At 73.3% G+C, this 21,705-nt stretch carries 17 protein-coding genes and 4 pseudogenes; 14 read left to right on the top strand and 7 right to left on the bottom strand.

The window, feature by feature from the left end:
• Positions 1-143: 143 nt before the first annotated feature.
• Complete coding sequence (locus CXR04_RS26050) at positions 144-1,160, top strand: lytic polysaccharide monooxygenase auxiliary activity family 9 protein (RefSeq protein WP_101424683.1); 1,017 nt, start codon at positions 144-146, stop codon at positions 1,158-1,160.
• 153 nt (positions 1,161-1,313) lie between these two features.
• On the opposite strand, the gene CXR04_RS26045 is transcribed toward CXR04_RS26050, so the two are convergent.
• A complete protein-coding gene (locus CXR04_RS26045) occupies positions 1,314-1,943 on the bottom strand; it encodes a TetR/AcrR family transcriptional regulator (protein ID WP_101424682.1) in 630 nt (209 codons plus the stop codon).
• Positions 1,944-2,061: 118 nt separating this feature from the next.
• Between CXR04_RS26045 and CXR04_RS26040 the strand changes: the two genes are divergently transcribed.
• From CXR04_RS26040 to CXR04_RS26030, 3 genes and pseudogenes are all read left to right on the top strand, one after another.
• The gene (locus CXR04_RS26040) at positions 2,062-2,499 is read left to right on the top strand and encodes a nuclear transport factor 2 family protein (protein WP_101424681.1); all 438 of its coding nucleotides are present in this window, start codon (positions 2,062-2,064) and stop codon (positions 2,497-2,499) included.
• Positions 2,496-2,825, top strand: a complete 330-nt coding sequence (locus CXR04_RS26035) for a heavy-metal-associated domain-containing protein (RefSeq protein ID WP_101424680.1) — start codon at positions 2,496-2,498, stop codon at positions 2,823-2,825. Before CXR04_RS26040 ends, CXR04_RS26035 begins: the two co-directional genes overlap by 4 nt.
• A gap of 29 nt (positions 2,826-2,854) precedes the next feature.
• Positions 2,855-3,178, top strand: a pseudogene (locus CXR04_RS26030) (anthrone oxygenase family protein); the annotation flags it as partial.
• A 57-nt stretch (positions 3,179-3,235) separates the two neighbouring features.
• On the opposite strand, the pseudogene CXR04_RS26025 reads toward CXR04_RS26030, so the two are convergent.
• Positions 3,236-3,607: pseudogene (locus CXR04_RS26025) on the bottom strand (ADP-ribosylglycohydrolase family protein); the annotation flags it as partial.
• Between the two features lie 322 nt (positions 3,608-3,929).
• Positions 3,930-4,427, bottom strand: a pseudogene (locus tag CXR04_RS26020) (MarR family winged helix-turn-helix transcriptional regulator); the annotation flags it as partial.
• Between the two features lie 95 nt (positions 4,428-4,522).
• On the opposite strand from CXR04_RS26020, the gene CXR04_RS26015 reads away from it, so the two are divergent.
• From CXR04_RS26015 to CXR04_RS26005, 3 genes are all read left to right on the top strand, one after another.
• A complete protein-coding gene (locus tag CXR04_RS26015; RefSeq protein WP_101424679.1) occupies positions 4,523-5,959 on the top strand; it encodes an MFS transporter in 1,437 nt (478 codons plus the stop codon).
• 115 nt (positions 5,960-6,074) lie between these two features.
• Positions 6,075-6,872 (top strand): thymidylate synthase, encoded by a 798-nt coding sequence (locus CXR04_RS26010; RefSeq protein WP_101424678.1) that lies wholly within the window; start codon positions 6,075-6,077, stop codon positions 6,870-6,872.
• Positions 6,869-7,366, top strand: a complete 498-nt coding sequence (locus CXR04_RS26005) for a dihydrofolate reductase (RefSeq protein ID WP_101424677.1) — start codon at positions 6,869-6,871, stop codon at positions 7,364-7,366. The genes CXR04_RS26010 and CXR04_RS26005 overlap by 4 nt, the downstream gene beginning before the upstream one ends.
• 256 nt (positions 7,367-7,622) lie before the next feature.
• On the opposite strand, the gene CXR04_RS26000 is transcribed toward CXR04_RS26005, so the two are convergent.
• The 3 genes from CXR04_RS26000 to CXR04_RS25990 form a co-directional block, all read right to left on the bottom strand.
• Positions 7,623-8,399: a DUF4232 domain-containing protein gene (locus CXR04_RS26000; protein ID WP_101426612.1), complete on the bottom strand. Its 777-nt coding sequence runs from the start codon at positions 8,397-8,399 to the stop codon at positions 7,623-7,625.
• Positions 8,400-8,751: 352 nt separating this feature from the next.
• Positions 8,752-9,735, bottom strand: coding sequence for a hypothetical protein (locus CXR04_RS25995; protein ID WP_101424676.1), 984 nt, complete (start codon positions 9,733-9,735; stop codon positions 8,752-8,754).
• A gap of 140 nt (positions 9,736-9,875) precedes the next feature.
• Positions 9,876-10,484, bottom strand: a complete 609-nt coding sequence (locus CXR04_RS25990; RefSeq protein ID WP_101424675.1) for a class I SAM-dependent methyltransferase — start codon at positions 10,482-10,484, stop codon at positions 9,876-9,878.
• Between the two features lie 348 nt (positions 10,485-10,832).
• Between CXR04_RS25990 and CXR04_RS25985 the strand changes: the two genes are divergently transcribed.
• The 7 genes and pseudogenes from CXR04_RS25985 (at position 10,833) to CXR04_RS25955 (ending at position 20,963) form a co-directional block, all read left to right on the top strand.
• Positions 10,833-11,936 carry a DUF1996 domain-containing protein gene (locus CXR04_RS25985; protein WP_101424674.1) on the top strand — a complete coding sequence of 368 codons (1,104 nt, stop codon included), beginning with the start codon at positions 10,833-10,835 and terminating at the stop codon, positions 11,934-11,936.
• A 26-nt stretch (positions 11,937-11,962) separates the two neighbouring features.
• Positions 11,963-13,810: a discoidin domain-containing protein gene (locus CXR04_RS25980; protein ID WP_101424673.1), complete on the top strand. Its 1,848-nt coding sequence runs from the start codon at positions 11,963-11,965 to the stop codon at positions 13,808-13,810.
• Between the two features lie 49 nt (positions 13,811-13,859).
• Entirely contained in the window at positions 13,860-14,891 is a 1,032-nt protein-coding gene (locus tag CXR04_RS25975) for a LacI family DNA-binding transcriptional regulator (RefSeq protein ID WP_101424672.1), read from the top strand.
• Between the two features lie 2,703 nt (positions 14,892-17,594).
• Positions 17,595-18,131: pseudogene (locus tag CXR04_RS25970) on the top strand (STAS domain-containing protein); the annotation flags it as partial.
• 222 nt (positions 18,132-18,353) lie between these two features.
• The gene (locus tag CXR04_RS25965) at positions 18,354-19,400 is read left to right on the top strand and encodes an ArsR/SmtB family transcription factor (protein ID WP_101424671.1); all 1,047 of its coding nucleotides are present in this window, start codon (positions 18,354-18,356) and stop codon (positions 19,398-19,400) included.
• 103 nt (positions 19,401-19,503) lie between these two features.
• Positions 19,504-20,424 carry a hypothetical protein gene (locus CXR04_RS25960; RefSeq protein ID WP_101424670.1) on the top strand — a complete coding sequence of 307 codons (921 nt, stop codon included), beginning with the start codon at positions 19,504-19,506 and terminating at the stop codon, positions 20,422-20,424.
• Between the two features lie 59 nt (positions 20,425-20,483).
• On the top strand, positions 20,484-20,963 hold the full coding sequence (locus CXR04_RS25955) for a hypothetical protein (protein WP_159072393.1): 480 nt from the start codon (positions 20,484-20,486) through the stop codon (positions 20,961-20,963).
• A gap of 58 nt (positions 20,964-21,021) precedes the next feature.
• On the opposite strand, the gene CXR04_RS25950 is transcribed toward CXR04_RS25955, so the two are convergent.
• Positions 21,022-21,666: a PadR family transcriptional regulator gene (locus CXR04_RS25950; protein ID WP_101424668.1), complete on the bottom strand. Its 645-nt coding sequence runs from the start codon at positions 21,664-21,666 to the stop codon at positions 21,022-21,024.
• Positions 21,667-21,705: the final 39 nt, after the last annotated feature.

The following is a 21,705-nucleotide window of genomic DNA, read 5'->3' as shown; positions in this document are numbered from 1 at the left end:
ACGTGAGACCCCCCGCCAGGTCGGTCGCCGGCCCCGGCCCCGGGCCCGAGCCCCGGTTTGCTCCGGGACGGCCCGGCGGCCCGGCACGCGCACCGAGGTCGCGGGCTCTCGCGTCAGCGCTCAGGGAGAACCCGAAGGAGACCATGACCATGGCTGTCCAACGACTCGTCCGCGCCGCAAGATCACTCCGCCTCCGGCGCACGCTCGCACTCGCCGGGGTCGCCGGCGTCGCGACCGCCGCACTGGCGGTGCCCACACCCGCGTCGGCCCACGGCGTCGCGATGGTGCCCGGCTCGCGTACGTTCCTGTGCTACAAGGACCTGATCGCGAACAGCTCCACGCAGATGCCGCAGAACCCGGCGTGCAAGGCGGCGGTGCAGTCCGCCGGTACGACGCCGCTGTACAACTGGTTCGCCGTACTGGACTCCAACGCCGGCGGGCGCGCCCAGGGCTACGTACCGGACGGCAAGCTCTGCAGCGCCGGCGACCGCAGCCCGTACAGCTTCTCGCCGTACAACGCGGCCCGCACCGACTGGCCGCTCACGCACCTCACCTCCGGCTCGAACATCAACCTGCAGTACAGCAACTGGGCGCACCACCCGGGCCGGTTCGAGGTCTACATCACCAACAACGGCTGGACCCCGTCCAAGACGCTGGCCTGGGGCGACCTGACGCACCTGCAGACGGTCACCAACCCGCCGCAGGCGGGCGGCGCCGGCTCGGACGGCGGGCACTACTACTGGAACCTGCAACTGCCGCAGCGCAGCGGGCAGCACATGCTGTTCATCCAGTGGATCCGCTCGGACAGCCAGGAGAACTTCTTCTCCTGCTCGGACGTCGTCTTCGACGGCGGCAACGGCGAGGTCACCGGGCTGACGCCGGGCGCGATGTCGGCGGACGAGGTCGAGGCGCTGGGCGAGGGCCAGGAGAACACCAAGGCCGACCCGGTCAAGGGCGCGCACGGCGACCACGGCGCGGCGGCGCCGCAGGCGCAGGCGGTGGAGACGCTGAACGCGGGCGAGTCGAACCTGGCCGCCTCGTCGGACGACTCCTCGGCGGTGCTGCCGGCGGCGCTGGCGGGCGCGGGCGCGGTGATCTTCGCGGGCGGCGCGCTGGTGTACAACCAGCGCCGGAACGGCCCGGGGAGGCAGCAGGGCTGACGGCGGCGACGGGGGCGGCACGGACGGCGGCGCCGAGGGGCGCCGCGCGGGGCGGGGCGAGCACGGGGGCGCCCGGCCTTGCGAAGGGCCCCGCGGCCCGGGCCGCCGGGCCCGGGCCGCGGGTCGTATCCCCAACCTCACAGGGCAATACACCTAGTCCTCCGCCTCCGCCCCGTGCAGACGCAGCACCCCCACGCGCAGGGCTTCCGCCGCCGCGGCCGGGGTCATCCGGCCGGCGGCGACCTCCGCTCCCGCCGCGTGGCCGAGGGCGACGGTGGCGGCGGCCAGCCAGTGCGGCTCGGCGTCGCGCGCGAACTCCCCCGACTCCTGGCCGCGGCGGGCGATCCGCTCCAGCCGGTCGGTGATCGGCCGGTGCTGCTCGTCCTCCTGCCGGCGGTCCGCGGGGGGCGGCTCCGCGTGCCGGAGGCCGGGGTAGCGGTCGGCGATCTCCCAGCTCACGTCGAGCAGCCGCAGCAGACCCGTGGCGGCGGGGAGTTCGTCGAGGCGGGCGGCGTCGAGCGCGGCGTCTGTCTCCGCGGTGACGCGGTCGAAGACTGCGGTGAGCACCTCGTTGCGCGAGGGGTAGTGGGCGTAGACGGTCTGGCGGGTGACGCCCGCGGCGGCGGCGATGGCCTCCACGCTGACCTCCGGCCGCTCGCCGAGCAGCCGGACCGCGGCGTCGACGATGGCGGACCTGCTGCGCTCGGCGTCGGCGCGGCGGCGGCGCGGGGCGGGGCGGCGGCCGGCGGACTCGGCGGGTTCGCTGGATCCCTTGGACGACAAAATCTTACACCTTGTCAAAGTTAGGTCGGGCGCTATATCTTACGGAGTGTAAGAGATAGCGCCCTGCGGGTGCTACGTCGCCGTGCGCGCGGGCTCGCCCGCCATCGGGGGGAGCGAGATGACAGAGACAGCCCGCCAGTTCATGGCCGAGTTCTTCACCTCTTTCACGCGTGAGATCACGGCGGACGGCAGCGACCCGGGCCCGGTCGTCGACCGTTACTACACGCCCGACATCGTGCAGACGGCCGACGGGATCCGCATCGACCGCGAGCGGCTGGTGGCGCACATCCGCCCGGTCCGTAAGAACCTGGCGGACTTCGCCTTCGAGGTGCACGAAGCGCTGCGGGACGGAGAGCGGATCGCGGCCCGCTTCACCATCCACGCCACGGACCGCAGAGGCAGGCGCACGGCCACGGAGGTCCATCTCTTCGGCGAGCTGGCCCCGGACGGCCGGATACGGAGGACGCACCAGCTCAGCAGGACCATCAAGGACCCGGGGGCGGAGGGGAAGAGCCCGCGCGGGAAAGCGGCGAGCAAGGAGGGGGACGGCCTGTGATCGAGACCCGTCACACCGTGCTGGGCATGGTGTGCAGTCACTGCGCGGCCATGGTCGGCGAGGAGATCGGCCGGGTCCCGGGGGTCACGGACGTGCGCGTGGACGTAGCGGCCGAGACCGTGGTCGTGCGGGCGGACCGCCCGGTGCCGCGGGAGCACATCCACGCCGCCGTGGAGGAAGCCGGCTACACCCCGGGCCCACCCCTGCCCGAACCGCCCGACACCGGCGCGGGTGACACCGGACCACCTGACACGGGCCCGCCCTCCCCCGCACCCCCCGGCGCCGTACGGCCCCGCGCCGCACCACCCCCGCCGAATCACCCCTGACACCACAGAGTTAGCCCGTGCCGATCCGTATGCTCACCGCCGTCGTCCTGCTCTCCGCCGGGCCGCTCGCCGGCGCGTTCGGCTACGGCGCGGTGAACCTCGGCCCGACGTTCGACGCCGTGCCGCTGGAGACCCGCCTGTCGTTCCACGCCGAGCTGATGAAGATGAACTCGCCCGTGATGCAGACGGCGATGACGCTCACCGCGCTCAGCGCGCTCGTCCTCGCCCTGCTGCACCGCGGCCGCGAGCGGCTGCTCGCCGCCGGGGCCACGCTGCTGGCGCTGGCCTCGTTCCTCTTCACCCGGTTCGGCAACGTGCCGATCAACGCCGACATCAAGAGGTGGGCCGTCCCCTCGGCCCCCGCCGACCACGCGGAGATACTCCGGCGCTGGGACCTCTACAACAACCTGCGCCCGTTGGTTGATCCGGAAGTGGACAGCGGCGGCGCGGTCCCAGGAGTTGCCGTTGGTCAGGACGTCTTCGGTCTGCAGGCCGATGTCCTTGGGCTCCGATGCCGCCCAGCGCTGGAAGCGGGCGAAGATGTCGGGCAGATCGAGTCCGCGGCGTTCCAGCAGCGACTCCGCGACCAGAACGGCCATCTGCGTGTCGTCAGTTGCCTCGCCGGGGTCCCAGCCGCCACCACCGCACATCTCGCCACCGGCACCGGGCGCGGGAACCCGCACGGAAAACGCGCCCCCGGGACCGAACTCGAAGGGGCCGCCCAGGGCGTCACCCACCGCTGAGCCGACGATCACGCCGGCGGCCCGCTGCATCCGCTTCATTCGCGCAGGCTAGCCGTACCGCGCCGACGACCAAGGGGCCCTGTGCCCTTGTGACAGACCGGTGCCCTATCGGTGCCGCCGCGGGCCGGGCGATCCCGGCCAGTGGTCAGCGGTGGACGATCTGGCAGCCCGCCACACGAGACCTCCGCCCCCGTCAGGCCCCCGCCCCCGACGGGCCGTCGCCGCCGGGGCGGCCCGCGGCACCGGCCCCGCCCGGCACGCCTGCCTCGCCCGCCCCGTCCGCCCCGTCCGGCCTGTCCGCCCCGTCCACCCCGTCCGGCCCGTCCGGCCCGTCCGGCCTGTCCGGCCCGCCGTCGGCGATCCGTTCCACCTCCGCCGCCCACTCGTCGACGTGCGCGACGAAGTCGTCGACCATCCGGTGGAACAGCTCCGCCAGCGTCCGCAGATCCTCCGGCGACCACCCCGCCAGCGCCCCCTGCATCCCCCGGCACGCCACCTCGCGGATGCGCCCGATCGCCTCGCGCCCGGCGGCGGTGAGCTGGATGCGCTGCGCCCGGCGGTCGTCCGGATCCGGGACGCGGGAGACGTAGGCCGCCTTCTGCAACTGCTGCACCTGCCGCGTCACGTGCGACGCCTCGACCCCCAGCCGGTCCGCCAGCTCGCCCAGGCGCAGCGGCTCGGAGTCGTCGATCTGCCGCAGCAGCGCCACCGCCGCCCGGTCCAGCGGCACCTCGGCCAGCGCCATCAACCGGTCGTGCTGCCGCGCCCGGCTGCTCAGATACGCGATACGGCTGAGGGCGCGCTCGATCTCGGCCACGTCCGAGGAGACGTGGGTGGCTTGAGGCGGCCGGACAGACATGGGGATCACTTTAACCTTAATTTGCTTGACTCAACTAAGTATCACATGCTTGCGTAAGTCAAGTAATCCACTTCCCGTCGCAGGAGTCCACCCCGATGACAGACACCGCCACCACGGTGGCCGAGGACGGCCGCGCCGACCAGCCGGAACAGTCCTCAGGACCCGGCCTGACGCTGCTCGCGCTGGCGTCCGCCGGACTCGTCGTATCGCTGCAGCAGACGCTGGTGCTGCCCCTGCTCCCCCAGCTCATGCAGACGTTCGACATCTCGGTCGCCGCCGTCTCGTGGGTCTTCACCGCGACGCTGCTCGCCGGGGCGGTCGCCACGCCGCTGCTCGCCCGCTTCGGCGACATGTACGGCAAGAAGAAGATGATCTCGGTGACGATGGGCCTGCTCGTCGCCGGCTCCGTCATCTGCGCGATAGCCGACTCGCTCGCCCTGCTCATCGTCGGCCGCGCCCTCCAGGGCACCGCCGCGGCCGTCATCCCCCTGGCCATCGGGATGATCCGCGACTCCTACCCGCGCGAGCGGGTCACCACCGCCATCGGCGTCGTCAGCGCCACCCTCGGCGTCGGCGGTGCCGTGGGCATGCTCGTCACCGGTCTCATCGCCGACAACACCGACTCCCACCACCCGGTCTTCTGGATCGCCGCCGCCATGGCCGCCGTGGGACTGCTCTTCGTGCTGTTCTGCACCCGCGACTCCGGCCGCCGCGCCGGCGGCCGCCCCGACCTGATCGGCGCCGCCCTGCTCGGCGGCTGGCTGGTCAGCCTGCTGATCGGCATCAGCCAGGGCAACTCGTGGGGCTGGACGGACGCCCGCATCCTCGGCCTGTTCGCCGCCGCGGTCGTGCTGTGCGCAGTATGGGTGGCCGTCGAACTGAGGCTGCGCGAGCCGCTCGTACGGCTGCAGATCCTCGTCGGCCCCAAGTCGCTCTCGGCGAACCTCGCCTCGCTGCTCCTCGGCTTCTCGATGTTCGCCGCCTTCACCCTGATCTCGAACTTCATCCAGACCCCCGAGGCCGAGGTCGGCTACGGGCTCACCGGCTCGGTGCTGGACGTCGGCCTGTACATGCTGCCGAGCACCCTCACCATGCTGGTCTTCTCCGCGCTCTCCGGCCGGATCGAGGCCCGGATCGGCGCCGCCTGGACCCTCGCCACCGGCTCGGTCATCGCGGGCGTCGCGTACCTCTGGCTCGCGCTCATGCACGACTCCGCGCTCGACGTCATGATCTTCAGCGGCATCCAGGGCCTCGGCATCGGCATCGCCTACGCGGCCCTCGGCACGCTCGCCGTCCAGCACGTACCCATGGACCAGAGCGGCATCGCCAGCGGCATCAACTCCCTCGTGCGCACCGCCGGCGGCAGCATCGCCAGCGCCGCGACCGCGGCGGTGCTGGCGGCGCAGGTCATCGACGGCACCGAGGTGCCGACCGTCGACGCGTACGTCCTGTGCTTCGTCATCGCCGGGGTCGCGGCCGGCGCGGCGGCGGCCATCGCCGCGGTGCACGGGCTGCGGCACGGCCGCAAGTAGCGCGTACGGCCCCGGGCGCCCGTTCCGTACGGCACCCGGGGCCGGACCCGCCGCCAGGCGGTGGGAGGGGTTCCGCTTCGCGGTCTGCCTGGTGGGCGGCAGTAGACTCGCCGCTGTGGCGGACACCCAGTACGAAGACCTGTTGCGAACCGTGCTCACCTCCGGGACGGCCAAGGCCGACCGGACGGGCACCGGCACCCGGAGTGTCTTCGGGCACCAACTGCGCTACGACCTCGCGCAGGGCTTCCCGCTGATCACCACCAAGAGGGTCCATCTGAAGTCCATCGTGTACGAGCTGCTGTGGTTCCTGCGCGGCGACTCCAACGTCGGCTGGCTACAGGAGCACGGCGTCAGCATCTGGGACGAATGGGCGGCACCGGACGGCGAACTGGGCCCCGTCTACGGCGTCCAGTGGCGCTCCTGGCCCACCCCGGACGGCAGGCACGTCGACCAGATCAGCGACGTACTCGACACCCTCCGCAGCAACCCCGACTCGCGCCGCATGATCGTCTCCGCCTGGAACGTCGCCGAGCTGGAGAACATGGCGCTGCCGCCGTGCCACGCCTTCTTCCAGTTCTACGTCGCCGAGGGCAAGCTCTCCTGCCAGCTCTACCAGCGCAGCGCGGACCTCTTCCTGGGCGTCCCCTTCAACATCGCCAGCTACGCGCTGCTCACGCACATGGTGGCGCAGCAGACCGGCCTCGAACCCGGCGACTTCATCTGGACCGGCGGCGACTGCCATATCTACGACAACCACGTCGACCAGGTGACGGAGCAGCTTTCGCGCACGCCGTACGAGTTCCCTGAGCTGCGGCTGCGCCAGGCAGACTCGCTCTTCGACTACGCCTACGCGGACGTCGAGATGCTCGGCTACCGGCACCACCCGGCCATCAAGGCCCCGGTCGCGGTGTGAACGTAGGGCTCATCTGGGCGCAGGCGCGCGATGGCGTGATCGGCGCGGACAACGGCATTCCGTGGCGCCTTCCCGAGGACATGGCGCACTTCAAGGCGACCACCCTCGGCCACCCGGTGGTGATGGGGCGCAGGACCTGGGACTCGCTGCCACCGCGGTTCCGCCCGCTGCCGGGCAGGCGCAACGTCGTGGTGACGCGCGACCCGCGCTGGACCGCGGAGGGCGCGGTCGGCGCCGGGTCCGTCGACGGGGCGCTGGAAGTGGCCGAGGGTTCGCCGGCGGCCACGATGGTGTGGGTGATCGGCGGCGGGGAGGTCTACCGGGCCGCGCTGGCGCACGCGACGATGCTCTCGGTGACGGAGGTCGACACGGCGGTGGCGGGCGGCGACACGTACGCGCCGGTGCCGGGACCGGAGTGGCGGGTCGCCGAGGACGGCGGCTGGCAGCTCAGCAGGTCGGGCCTGCGGTACCGCATCCGTACGTTCACGAGGTAACACCGGAACGCGCTGCCGCAGCGCACCGGAAACCGCGCTATCAAACCCCGCACACCCGCCCAAGGGTAGGCGCCTCCTCTGACATCGCACGCAGCCCACGACCCTCCGGGCGCGACCCCGCCGCTCCGGCGGCGGTGTCCCCGGGGCGAGAGGCCGCAGGGCGAGGAGCGCTACGCCGCCGCGGGCCCCGGGGCAATGTCACAGGGCGCGGCTACCCTTTGAGCGGGAGTGCGGGGCCGGTACGGGATGGTGCGGGTCAGCCGGTCTTCTGCCAGGCGCCGACGCCGAGTTCGCCCGTCGTGCCGAGGTCCAGTTCCGGCGTCACCGTCACCGGTGCGGCGTCGGGCTTCGCCCACACCCGTACGTACGGGACATTGACCGCCTCGCCCGCCTCGACCGTGTTGCGCCACACCAGTTGGGTCGACGCCCGCTCCCCCGGCTGCAATGCCAGCGGCCGCGGCGGGGAGTCCGCCCCGGTGCCGGACGCGATGGCGGCGCCGCCGCGGCGGATGCGTACGCCGGTGACCTCCCGGTGCTCCTCGTCGAGGAGTTGCAGGCGCGGATAGCCCTCCAGCCGGTGCACCTCGGTGCCGCAGTTCTCCAGGTGCATCCCGACGACCCGCAGGCCCATCGCGGCGTCACCCTCGTCCGCGTACAGCCGCACCCCCGTCGGCGGGCACGGACCGCCCGTCGACGGCGCCTCGTCCGCCGGAACGCTCCGCACCTCGCCGATCTGGACCTGGGCCACGCGACCGGCCGGCACCGGGTCGGTGACGTCCGCCTGCTCAGGCACCGTACGTCCGGCCGGGACCGACTCCACGATCTTCTCCGGGTACGACAGCACCTCGCCGGAGGCGGTACGGACCTCGAAGGCGACGGTGTACGTCATCGCCTCCGACCCGCGGTTGGCGATCTCGAACTCCACCCGCACCGGCTCCGCGCTCTGCGGGTTCGTGTGGATGCGGGTGATGGTCACGCCGTCCACCTCCACCGGGGTCGGGTTGCCCGGCGCGGTCGGGGCCCCGGCGTCCACCGCCCCGTCCGCCGGCTCGGTGCCGCAGCCGGCGAGCAGCAGCACGGCGGCGAGACCGAGGGCGAGGGGGCCGACCTGACGGGTACGGAACGGCCGGGAGGCACGGGTCGCGGGGCGCATCCGCCCAGTCGACCAGGGCGGATGCGCCGCGGCCGTGACGGGGCTCACTCCTTCTGCCACAGCACGGTCACAGTTCAGCGCCCCGGTCCGGCCCCGCGGCTCGGAAGGGGACCCGGCCGTAGCCCATCCACAGCCCGGAGCCGAAGCTCGGCCAGGGACAGCCCGCGGCCCAGCCGCGGACCGGCCGCCCCCGCCGCCGCTCAGCCCCGCCGCCGCTCATCCCCTGGTCCCCTCAGCCCACCGGCACGCGCGCCAGCCGGAGTTCGTGCGCCCCGTCCGGGCGCGCGGCCTCGAAGTAGATGTGCCACGTGCCCTCCGCCACCACCGCGTCGACGTAGCGCACCGAGCCCGTGCCGTACGGGACGGTCGCCCACGGCCCCTCGGTGCTGAGCCGGTGCCAGGTGCGCAGGTCGTACGAGAGCGCGAGGCCGCAGTTCTCCTCGTAGTTCTGCTCGTGGGAGGCGATGCCGTCGTAGAAGCCGAGCCAGCCGGCGCCCGGGCCGAGCGGGACGGCGGAGTTGAGCCGGGTCTGGTACGCGTCCCAGCCGCTGCCCGTGGGCATGGCCTCACCCTGCCAGGCGAAGGTCGCGCCGCCGTCGAGGGAGAGGGCGAGACCCGTGGGGTGGGTGGTGACGCCGGTGTTGAAGACGTCGGCGGTGGCGTGCGCGCGGTCGGCGTCGGCGGCGGCGATCCCGGCGGCCGCGTAGCTCGCGAAGAGGTAGGTCACCGGGCCGTGCCGGAGGGTGTACGGGTCCTTGACGCCCTCGGTGCCGGTGCCGGCGGCGGTGAGCGCGGGGCGGGCACCGGCGAGGTCGAAGGCGTCGGGCGCGGCGGCGTCGACGACGTCGATGCGCCAGCGGGAGTCGGCGGGGTCGACGTAGCTGAGATAGAGCTGATAGCCGCCGGAGGTGGGGAGCAGGCTGAAGCGCTCCATCGAGTCGGTGCCCAACTGCCGGCTCTCCACGCTCCACACGTCGGTGAAGTCCACCCCGTCCTCGCTCACGGCGACGGCGCACCGCCAGCCGCGCTCGCCGCCGGGGTGCCCCCGCGGCCGCCGTCGCCGGTACGTCATCAGCCACCGCCCCTGCTCCGGCTCGTACAACACCCCGGGACAGCCGGTCCAGTACCCGGCCTCGGGGGCCTCGGGCAGCATGACGACCTCCGCCTGCGCGGGGTCGAAGGCGGGCAGGGGCGCGCTGATGCGGTGGGTCGGCATGCTGATCAGCCTAAGAGCCCGGCGGCCGGGGGCGTAGACCGCGCAACGTGACGAGCAGGTGAACTCGCACGTGAGCGAGGTGAGGCGAGGCAGGGTGGGGCGGGGCGCGGTGGGGCGGGGACTGCCGGGGCGGCGGCCGGTCAGGGCGCGTGCCAGGTGAGGCTGTAGCGGCGCAGGACGTGGCGGTGGTAGCGCACGCCGGGAAGTACGCGCCGGGCTTCGGCGCGGATCTCGCCGTAGCTCATGTGCGGGCTGATGAACGGCATGCCGGTCGGGAAGGAGGCGCGCCGCAGCACCTTCGCGGCGCGTACGACGGGCGCGGCGGCGACCATGACCGCCCAGTCGCCGACGCTCGCCTCGCGGGCGAGGCCGACGACCACGAGGACGCCGCCGGGGCGCAGCAGTTCGCGCATGCGGACGAGGGCGGGGGTGAAGTCCATCTGGTGCACGGCGGAGACCGAGCAGATGAAGTCGTAGCCGGCGGCGGGCAGGTCGGCGGTGAGGAAGTCGCCCGCGACGAAGTCGATCCCGGGCCGGCCCGCGGCCTGTTCGCGGGCGCTGGCGATCATCTCCGGGGAGTTGTCGACGCCGGTGACGCGCTCCGACCGCGCGGCGAGCTTGCGCGCGAGGAGGCCGTCGCCGCAGCCGACGTCGAGCGCGTCGCGGCAGCCTTCGGGGACGGCGCGGAGGATGCCCGGGTGGCGGGCGACGTTGGTGTTCCAGTACGGCGTGAGGTCGGAGTCCGGCATCGGTGCATGGTACGGACGGGGGGCGCAGGGGCGCGAGAGGAGGCGGACGGCGGCGTACGCGCGCGGGCGTACCCGGGCGCGCGCCCGTGGGACGTACGAGAAGTGCGGGAAACAGCGCGAAGTGCAGGGCGTAGGGCCCGTATCGGCGCGCCGCCGCCGGACCGCAGGCCACGGCCCCCGGACCGGTGCGCGCCCAACTACGGTCCCGGACCGACATTTGGCGCGTTCCCGCGTATCGGTGCACGCGTCCGTGCCGGCTCTCTTGACGGCCGTTCTCCGGAGCGTAACCATCCAGCCCAATGGGAGAGCGCTCTCCCGCTCTCCTCCCCCACCCCCAGGAGGCCCCCGATGAGGAGATCGCGGCTCTACGCCGTACTCCTGCCGGCCCTGGCCCTGGCGCTGTGCGTCACCGCACTCGGCGCCATCGCCGTCACCGGCGGGAAGGCCAGCGCCCGCACCACCGCAGCAGCCGGCGGCACCGACGACCCGGCCCACGCCGCCCACGTCGCCCACGTCCAGCCCCGCCCCGTCGCCTCCGGCGACGACCCCGACGGCGACGGCTACATCCCCGCGGAACCGCCCGTCACCGGCGTCGTACCGTCCGACAAGGAGCCGCCCCACCGCTACTTCCACGAGTTCCAGGCCAACTGCTCGGTCACCCACACCAAGCCGGACGACCCCATCGTCTACCCCGGCCAGCCCGGCAAGTCCCACGACCACACCTTCATGGGCAACGACACCACCGACGCCTACAGCAGCACCGCCTCGCTCGACGCCGGCGGCACCGAGTGCAAGGCGCCCGGCGACAAGTCCGGCTACTGGATGCCCACCGTCCTCAACGGCGGCCGGCCTGTGCTGCCCGTCGGCGAGCAGGTCATCTACTACAAGGCCGGTGTCACCGACTACACCAGCGTCCGCCCGTTCCCCAAGGGCCTGCGCTTCGTCGTCGGCAGCCCGCTGCAGAGCGCCGAGGAGTTCCGCAACCACCCGGGCTTCGTAGAGGGCTGGGAGTGCGGCGAGAGCTACTTCAACGTCGACTTCCCCGCCACCTGCCCCGGCACCCCGGACACCCAGCTCAACATCCGGATGCAGGCGCCCAGTTGCTGGGACGGCCGCTACCTGGACACCCCCGACCACAAGAGCCACATGGCGTATCCCGTGGTCAAGGCCGGTACGAACAACAACGTCTGCCCGCAGAGCCACCCGGTGGCGCTGCCGATGATCGAGTTCAAGATGGCGTTCCCGGTGAACGGAGACATGTCACGGGTCGCGCTCTCCAGCGGCCGCGGCTACTCCTTCCACTACGACTTCATCAACGTCTGGGACGACGCCACCCTCAAGGCGCTCGTCGACCACTGCGTCGTCGGCGCGCTCCAGTGCAACGCGCGCGGCTACGACGAGACCCACCCCGAAGCCGGCGCCGCCCTCAACGAGGACTACGAGCTTCCCTGACCCCCACCGCTGGAGGATCCCTTCCCATGCACCCTCGACCCCCCGCACCCCCCGGCACGGCGAGACCCCGGCGCGCCCGGGGCCTGCCCGCCGTACTGCCCGCCCTCCTGGCCGCCGGCGCGCTGCTGGCCGGCCTGACGACCGCGCTCCCGGCCGCCGCCGCGCAACCGGCGCCGGAGCCCGCCTCCGTGACCGCCCCCGCACCCCAAGCCGCCGCCGCGAGCGTCGTCAAGGTCACCGGCCCGCAAGGCGCGTGGCAGCTCACCGTCGACGGCCAGCCGTACACCGTCAAGGGCCTGACCTGGGGCCCGCCCGTCGCCGAGGCCGCCTCGTACATGCCGGACGTCGCGTCCCTGGGCGCCAACACGGTACGTACCTGGGGCACCGACGCCACCACCCTGCCGCTCCTCGACGCCGCCGCGGCCAACGGCGTCAAGGTCATCGCCGGCTTCTGGCTCCAGCCCGGCGGCGGCCCGGGCAGCGGCGGCTGCGTCGACTACGTCGCGGACACCGCGTACAAGAACGACATGCTCGCCGAGTTCCCCCGCTGGGTCGAGACGTACCGCGACCACCCCGGGGTGCTGATGTGGAACGTCGGCAACGAGTCGGTCCTCGGCCTGCAGAACTGCTACCAGGGCGCCGAACTGGAGCGCCAGCGCGACGCGTACACGAGCTTCGTGAACGAGGTCGCCGAGCGGATCCACCAGGTCGACCCGAACCACCCCGTGACCTCCACCGACGCCTGGGTCGGCGCCTGGCCGTACTACAAGCGCAACGCCCCCGACCTCGACCTGTACGCCGTCAACGCGTACGCCGCCGTCTGCGACGTGCGCGCCGCCTGGGAGGCCGGCGGCTACGACAAGCCGTACATCGTCACCGAGGGCGGCCCGCCGGGCGAGTGGGAGGTCGAGGACGACGCCAACGGCGTGCCCACGGAGCCGTCCGACGCCGCCAAGGCAGAGGGGTACGGGCGCGCGTGGGACTGCGTCACGGGCCACCGCGGCGTCGCGCTCGGCGCCACCCTGTTCCACTACGGCATCGAGAACGACTTCGGCGGCGTGTGGTTCAACCTCACCCCGGACAAGCAGCGGCGGCTGTCGTACTACGCGGTCAAGGAGGCGTACGGACGCGACACGGGCGGCGACAACACCCCGCCGGTGATCTCCGGCCTGCGCGTCGGGGACGCGGGCGCGGGCGCGGGCGCCGTGCCGGCGGGCCGGGAGTTCACGCTCTCCGCGAACATCGCCGATCCGGACGGGGACGCGCTGACGTACGGGGTGCTCGTCAACAGCAACTACATCGACCAGGACAAGGCGCTGCGGCCGGCGCAGTTCCGGCAGACGGGCGCGGGGACGTTCGCGGTGACGGCGCCGGACCGGCTCGGCGTGTGGAAGGTGTACCTGCGCGCGACGGACGGCAAGGGCAACGTCGGCATCGAGACGCTGTCGGTGAAGGTCGTCCCGCCGCCGGTCGACGGCACCAACGTCGCCCGGGGCAAGCCGTCCACGGCGTCCACCGAGCAGACCGACGCCTACGGCGGCTGCCCCTGCGAGGCCGGCGACGCGACCGACGGCAGTTACACGACCCGCTGGGCCAGCTCGTGGGCCGACCCGCAGTGGCTGCGCGTCGACCTCGGCGAGCGGACGACGTTCACGCACGTCCAGCTCGCATGGGAGGCCGCCTTCGCCAGGTCGTACGCGATCCAGGTCTCTGACGACGGGCAGAACTGGCAGACGGTGTACGAGACCACCGCGGGCAACGGCGGCATCGACGACCTGGAGGTGTCCGGCACCGGCCGCTACGTGCGGATGAACGGCACCGCGCGGGGCAGCGGATACGGGTACTCGCTCTACGAGTTCGGCGTGTACCGCTGATCGATCAGGCGTTGGAGAGCGATTTCCCGCGCGTGCTATAAAGGCGCGTATGGGCCGACCGCCGACGCTGGAGGACGTGGCCCGGGTCGCCGGAGTGTCCCGGGCCACGGTCTCGCGCGTGATCAACGGCACCCGGAACGTCGACCCGGCGCTCCAGGAGACCGTCCGCGCCGCCGTCCGCACCACGGGCTACGCACCCAACAGCGCGGCCCGCTCCCTCGTCACCCGGCGCACCGGGGCGGTGGGCCTGGTGATCTCCGGCGCGGGCGAGGGCGGCGACGAGGCCGCGTACCGGCGCTATGTCTTCTCCGACCCTTTCTTCGGCCGCATCGTCGACGGCGTGATGGGCGCGCTGCGCCCGCGGGGGATGCACCCGATGCTGATGCTCGCGGAGACGGCGGACGCGCGCGAACAGGTCGTCGCCCACCTGCGCCAGGGCATCGCGGACGGCGCGCTGCTGGTCTCCACCCACGGCGAGGACCGGCTGCCGGGGATGCTGACGGCCGCGGGCGTCCCGACGGTGCTGTTCGCGCGCCCGGCCCGCCCGGTCCCCGCCGGATACGTGGACCTGGCCCACCGCGACGGCGCACGTCTGGCCGCGGAACACCTCCTCGCCCGCGGCTGCCGCAGACCGGTGACGATATGCGGCCCGCTGGACGTACTGGCGGGACAGGAGCGGCTCGACGGCTTCAGCCAGGCGATGGCCCGCCACGGCCACGCGTACGTCCCGTGCGCGGAGGGCAACTTCACGGCGGCGAGCGGCGAGCAGTCCATGACCCGCCTGCTCCGCGAACACCCGGACCTGGACGGCGTCTTCGCGGCGAACGACCTGATGGCGCGAGCGGCGGTGCAGGTCCTGCGCGAGCAGGGCACGCGGGTCCCGGAGGACGTGGCGGTGATCGGCTTCGACGACAGCAGCGCGGCGACGTCGACGCGCCCGGAGCTGACGACGGTGCGGCAGCCGGTGGAGGAGATGGCGGGGGAGATGGTGAGCCTGCTGCTGACGGCGTTGGAGTCGCCGGGGTCGAGCCCGAGATCGGTGATCTTCGAACCGGAACTGGTGGTACGGGAGTCGGCGTAGGGGGTCTGTACCCGGCGGGAGGGGGCCAGAGGTCCGTACCGGACGGGAGGGGGCTGGGGGTCCGTACCGGAGGGGAGGGGGCCAGAGGTCCGTACCGGAGGGGACAGGGCTCCGTACCGGAGGGGAGGGGGCTCCGTACCGGAGGGGAGGGGGCCGGACGGCGCGGTCGGCCCGGGGCGTCGAGCCGGGAATCGAGGGGTGTCGGACGACCCAGCGCAGGGTGGGCGCGCAGCACCGGGGAGCGAGGCCGGCGCACGGGGTACCCGGCTGGCAGGGGGCCGAGCCCCGGGGGTACGGCGTCGGGGTGGGCGGTCTCGTAGATGAACGGGTCGACGTGGGTTTTGGAGCATTGGGGCCCCCGGCTAGGGGCCCAGCCGCGTCCCTGAGGGAACGGGCTCCGGCCGCAGCGGCGATGATCGGGGCCACCCGTGCCCGCCGGTATCCGGAACCTGTCTGCCCGGGGAAGCAGTGCCCGACTCCCCGCCGCACGACGTGCATCCGCCCGGTGACGGGGCGCGCCGGGGGGGCTGTCCGTATCGCGGCAGCGGAGGAATTGGGTCGTAACTCGCGGTAACACCCCCGGATGCGGCCCGAATCGGCCTCGAAGGGCCGACTTTTGCCCACCCGGACGCACCCACCCGGCCACTCGCCTTTCAGGCGGTTCGGAACGGACGCGGCTGGGATGAACTCCCGGCGACCCGGCCAGAGAATTCAGCCCAAATCGCCTACTGGGCCCGGCTTTTGCCGACCTGGGCGGGCCAGCGCCGCCCAGGCTGCCTGGAGTGAGTGCCACTGCGGCAAACTCGCGGCAGTCAGTCGGCGGAACTAACCCGAATCGCCCGCCCGGCCTGGCTTTCGCCCACTCGCGTGCACTCGCCGGACTTCAGGCGGGCCAGCTCGCCCCGAGGTCACTCGGTATGAAGGGAATCGGGCCGAACTCGCAGTTACCCTCCCCGTGGACTGGGCATATCGCCCGCGTGGGGCGACTTTTGCCCATCGGCGTGCGCGCGGCCGGTTCTGGGGTTGGTGACCGGCGTTTGTGGCGGCTGGGCGGAGGAAATGGGTCGTAACTCGCGGTAACACCCCGGGATCCGGGCCGAATCGGACCCCGGAGCCCGACTTTCGCCCAGTGGCACGCACGCGCCGGGGCCCCGGTCTTGTTTCGGCGGGGGAGCCCGCGACCGGTTCTGCCCCGGCACGGCCCGGGCCCCCGCCTGCCGGGGTCGCCCGCGATCGGTGCAGCCCCGGCACGGTCTTCGCCCCCCGCCTGCCGGGGGTGTCGGCGACGGGGGGTAAGCCCGGAACTGCTGGTTCGCCCCCAGGGAGGCGGGGGGTATCCGTGATCGGGCCTGGCCCCTTTCCGGGCTTTGCCCCACGTCTGCCGGGGGTTTGGGCGAGGGGGGTGAGCCCGGATCCGTTGGTTCGACCCCCGGGCTCGGGGGCATCCGTGATCGCGTCTGGCCCGTCTCCGGGCTCCGCCCCCGCCCGGTGGCGGCATCGGCGACCGGGCTGAGCTCGGATCCGTGGGCCACCCCCGTCCCCCCGGGGGAGCCGCGGGCGAGGGGGGTGAGCCCGGATTCGTTGGTTCGACCCCCGGGCGGCGGTGCATCCGTGATCGGGTCCGGCCCGTCTTCGGGCTTCGGCCCCGGCAGTCGGAGGGATGGGTGATCGGACTGAGCCCTGATCCGTGGGGTCCGCCCCTGCCTGCCGGGGCAACTGCGATGTGGCGCAGCCGTCTCCGGCTTCCGCCCCGCCGGACGGGGACAGCGGCGATCGGGCCCGGCCCGCCTCCGGCTTCCGCCCCCTCCGTCGCCCGGGGCATCGGCGATCGGGCCCGGCCCGCCTCGGGCCTCCGCCCCACGTCCGCCGGGGTCATCGGCGATCGGGGAGGGCCCGGCGCCCGGCAGCCCGGCCACCCCGTCCGCAGGCTCGGCATCCGTAGTCCTGTTCGAGGGTGCCCGCTCCCTCCGGGCCACCCATAGCCGCCGGTCTTTCGGGCCGGAGTCCGGTGTCAAGGGTGGGGCGAAGCCCCATCGCGAAGCGACGTTCCCGCAGCGAAGCGGAGGGGACGCCCTTGACACCGGACGGAGGACCGCACACTCAGGAGTGGGGTGGCCCGGGGGGAGCCCCAGCGACGCCCTACTCCCTTCGCCGCACCCCCCGTACACCGGCACCCCCCACGAAGCACCGCCATCCCGGCGCCGTACCCCCCGTACGCGGGTACCCCCCACGCAGCACCGCCACCCCGGCGCCGCACCCCCCCCGTACGCCGGCACCCCCCACGCAGCACCGCCACCCCGGCGCCGTACCCCCGCACCCGCCCCGCACAAACACGACGTACCAGCTCAGCGCCCTGCAGCCCCCCGCATTGTCAGACCAGCCGCATACCCTTGGGCGGGCGTGAGGGCACGTACGGACGCGAACGGACGCACCAGACCCGGCACATACCTTGGGCGGGCGCGAGGGGAAGACCGGGGGCAAGCGGACGCACCAGACCCGGCGCATACCTGGGGCGGGCCCGGGGGGAAGACCGGGGGCAAGCGGACGTAGCAGGCCCCGCGCATACCTTGGGCGGGCGCAAGGGGACGTACGAGAGCGAATGCATCAGACCCAGCGCATACCTAGGGCGAGCGTGAGAGGACGTACCGGAGGGAACCATCAGACCCGGCGCATACCTTCGGCGGGCGCGAGGGGACGCACGGGTACGCCGTGATCATCGGCCTGCTCGTCGCCGGCGCCCTTGCCCTGCGCGACGTGGCCCGGCAGGCGCGGCTCGACCAGGTCTCCTTCAAGGCCCACCTCCCCGGCGACCACACCGACGAGGAGCACTCGCTGCTCGCCGAGCACATCGTCAAGTACCGCCTCGAAGGGCCCCTGTTCTTCGCCGGCGCGCACCGCTTCCTGCTGGAGCTGACCGGCATCGCGGACGTACGCGTCGTGATCCTGCGGATGTCCCGGGTCTCGACGATCGACGCCACCGGCGCGCTCGTCCTCAAGGACGCGGTGGAGACCCTCGACCGCCGCGGCATCGTCGTCATGACCTCCGGCATCCGCCCCGAGCACCGCCGGGCGCTCGACTCCGTGGGCGCGCTGGATCTGCTACGGGCCGAGGGCCGCGAGTACGCCACCACCCCCGACGCCGTCGCCGCCGCCCGCCGCCACCTCCACGGCGCCGGCATCCTCCCCGCACCGCGCCCCGCCCCCCGCACCGCCACGCTCGTCGAGGAGCCGAACCGCTAGCGCGGAGTATCCCCGCGGAGCAGAGCGGCGGCGCCCGCGTACTCCCCCCGCACGCCCGCCGGTTACTCCCCGGGTGCGATGTCCTCCGCCGCGAATACGGTCACGCTGATACGCCGCCGTCGCCTTCGCGACGCGCGCGCGAACCGACCGAGGGCCGACCGACGACCGGCCGAGGCGAACCGCCCGCCGAAGTCGGCCCGGCCGATGACCAACGGGGGACCCATGTTGCAGGTGCACTTCACGGCAGACGATCTCGCGCGGGTACGCGTCGCACCGGCGCCCGACCACTTATGGGAGATCACCAACAGTTTCCAGCTCCTCATGGCGCGCCGGATCCCCCCGGCGTTACGCGAGTGGCACGGCCGCGTCCGCCCGCTGCTGCCCGCGAGCAGCCGCCTGCTGGTGCCGCTGCTGCCGCCCCGCGGCTACTCCCCCGACTTCCTCACCCCGGAACTCGGCGGCCCGGTCGACCTCGACCGGGCCCTCGCCGCCGTCCTCGGTACGCCCCGGACCGTGCTCCGCCGCGACCTCGCCCGGCTCGCCGTCACACGGGCCAACGCCGCGTGGGGCAGCGGCTCGTGGGGCCGGGCCCCGCGGGGCGGGCTGCGGCCGCTGCCCGCCGAGGTCCGCGCTCTGGCGGCGGGCGAGCCCGCGGCGCTCCGCCGGCTGGCCGCCGCGCTGCGGGCGTACCACGGCTGGGCGCTGGCGCCCTTCTGGCCGGGGATCCGCGCGCAGGTGGACGCCGACCGGGCCGTACGCGCCCGGGCGGTGCTCCAGGGCGGCACCGCCGGGCTGTTCGCCGGCTTCCGGCCCGCGCTGCGCTGGGAGCCGCCGCTGCTGCGGGTGGACTACCCGGTCGTACGGGACGTGCGGCTCGACGGCCGCGGCCTGCTGCTCCAGCCGGGGTTCTTCTGCTTACGCACGCCCGTCATGCTCGCCTCGCCAGGCGCCCGGCCGGTCCTCGTCTACCCGATCCAGCACACCCCCGACTGGCTCCCGCCCCGCACCGCACCGCCCGGCACCGCCCTCGACGCGCTCATCGGCCGCACCCGCGCCGCCATCCTGGAGGACGTCGCCTCCGGCCGTACGACCGGCGAACTCGCCCGCCGCCTCGGCGTCACCGAAGCCGCCGCGAGCTACCACACCGCCGTCCTGCGCCGCGCCGGCCTGCTGCTGAGCATCCGCCGCGGCAGGCACGTACTGCACACCCTCACGCACCCCGGCGCCGTCCTCCTGGAGAGTCCGGCCGGCAATCCGGCCGACGCTTAAAGCAGCTTTTCAGTGTGTGGCCCGGCGGTGCCCGCCGCGGCCAGGCTGAAGGCAGCACACGGGGAACAACCGGGGACAACACGGGGAACAACACGGGGGATTCATGCGACGACGCACCAGCGCCATCGCCGGCCTGCTCGCCACCGCAACGGCGTCGCTCGCGCTGCTGACCGGCTGCACGGCGGACGGCACGTCGACGGGAGCCGCGGGCCCGGAGAGCGGCCGCGACCGCGAACTCACGCGAGCCGAGCAAGCCCGCCTCGACGAGGCCGAACAGCGCCTCGTCCAGCGCTGCATGGCGCGCCAGGACTTCCCGTACTGGATCTTTCCGCGGGTGAGCGCCGACACCGAACGGGCCTTCTCCGACGACTTCGTCCAGGACGATGTCGCCTGGGCCCGCGAGCACGGCTACGGCGGCCGGCTCAAGAAGGCGTTCTTCGCCGAGAAGAAGCGCGACCGCAACCTCGCCTACCGCCAAAGCCTCTCCCCCGGCGCACGCGAGCGCTACACCACCGCGCTGTCGGGTGGCCCGGACACACCGGTCCGGTCGGTGAAGCTCCCAGGCGGAGGCACCGTCGGCACCATGCTCGGCGGTTGCGAATTCACCGCCCGGAAGGAGCTCTACGGGGACGTGGACGCATTCTTCCGCGCCGACAAGATCGCCACGAACCTCAGCGGCCTCTACTCGCCCCGGCTGATGCGCGACAGGCGCTACACCGCCGGCGTGAGCGCGTGGTCGTCGTGCATGAAGAAGGCCACCGGACGCGCCTACGCGACCCCGGCCGCGACCCGCGCCGACGCGGCGGAACGGACCGGCGGGCTGAGCGGCAAGCGGGCGCACGCCGTCGAGGCCGGCCTCGCGGTCGCGGAGGCCACCTGCTCCCGGCAGACCTCCCTGGCCGCCACCCTGGCCGCCCTGGACCGCGAGTACGGCGACCCGGTGCGCAAGCGGTACGGCGAGGAGATCGCCACCGCCGACAGCATGAGGCTGGCCGCCCTGGAACGGGCCGACCGCGCCTCGTAGGACCCCATCGCAAAGACCCCATCTCTCATCGAGTACGGAGACAGAAAGGGAACGACGCCATGCGTAAAATCCATGCCGCCCTGGTGGGGGCAGTCATGACCGTGACGGCGAGCACGATGCTCACCGGCCTCGCCGAGGCGGCCCCGGCGGCACCTCTGGGGCCCAACTGCGCCAGCCAGTACTACCAGTACAAGGGCGACGGATACGTGCGTATCTATGACGGTGTGGACTGCACGGAGTACCTCGACAGGGCCGCCACCAGCGACAACAACTGGGGAGACAGCGTGGCCCCGGTCGAGAGCCACGCCAACGACAGGGCTACGTCGCTGCTGAACACCGGCACCTACGCCGGGGGCATCAACAACGTCCAGTTCTGGGAGCACAAGGGCCGTGTCGGCGGCACCGGCTGCCTGGCCTGGGAAGAGCTGTACATCAGCGACCTGCGGGACGACAGGTTCGCAGGCGTCAGCACCGCGATCGCCAACAACAAGATCAGCTCGCACGACTGGCGGTCCGGCTGCACCAACCCCTGGAAGTAGGGGTCCGACAGCGCGCCGCCCGGGCCGACCGCCCGGGCGGCGCGTTTCCCTGCCCCCCTCAGCGCCCCCGCAGCCGCGGATCCACCACCCCCGCACCCCCCTCGGCGATCTCCGCCCAGAACGCCACCGCCAACTCCTCGAACCGCAGCCCGGACGCCAGCGCCGCGGCCTGCGGAACGCCGAACCGCGCGCCGGACGGGTCGGAGGCGGACGACGGCTCGGGGACCTCCGCCAGGATCGCCTCGTACTCCGCCAGCTTGCGCCGGTGCGCCGCCATTTGCGCCTCCGCCAGCCGTCGCACCCCGGCCACCTCCGACCCGCCGAGCTCGCCGCCCGGCTCAGACCCCTCGGCCCCCTCAGCCCCGCCGGATCCCCCCTCCCGCTGGAAGTACAGCCGCAGCAGGCCCTCGTCGCGGACGTCCGTCGCGCCCTGCGGCGGGGCCGTCAGCCACGCGGCGAGCGTGTCCCGCCCCTCCCGGGTCAGCGCCAGCGTCCGCCGCCTGCGCCCGGTCTCCTCGCGTTCCTCCGTCACCAGCCCGCGGCGTACGAGCCGGGCGGCCTCCGCGTAGATCTGCGAGCGCGGGAAGTCCCAGAAGTGCCCGACGCTCTGCTGGATCTCGCGGTCGAGCGCGTACGGCGTGGCGGGGCCCGCCTGGTCGAGGAGGCCGAGCACGACGTAGGCGCTGGCGGAGAGCGACGGCATGACATCTCCCGGTCTGGACGGTCTGAACCTCGGCGTTGC

Origin of the sequence: Streptomyces sp. CMB-StM0423, from assembly GCF_002847285.1 — a bacterium.
Lineage (GTDB): Bacteria > Actinomycetota > Actinomycetes > Streptomycetales > Streptomycetaceae > Streptomyces.
The sequence above is the reverse complement of the archived record's forward strand: the minus strand, read 5'-3'. Positions and strand labels throughout refer to the sequence as shown.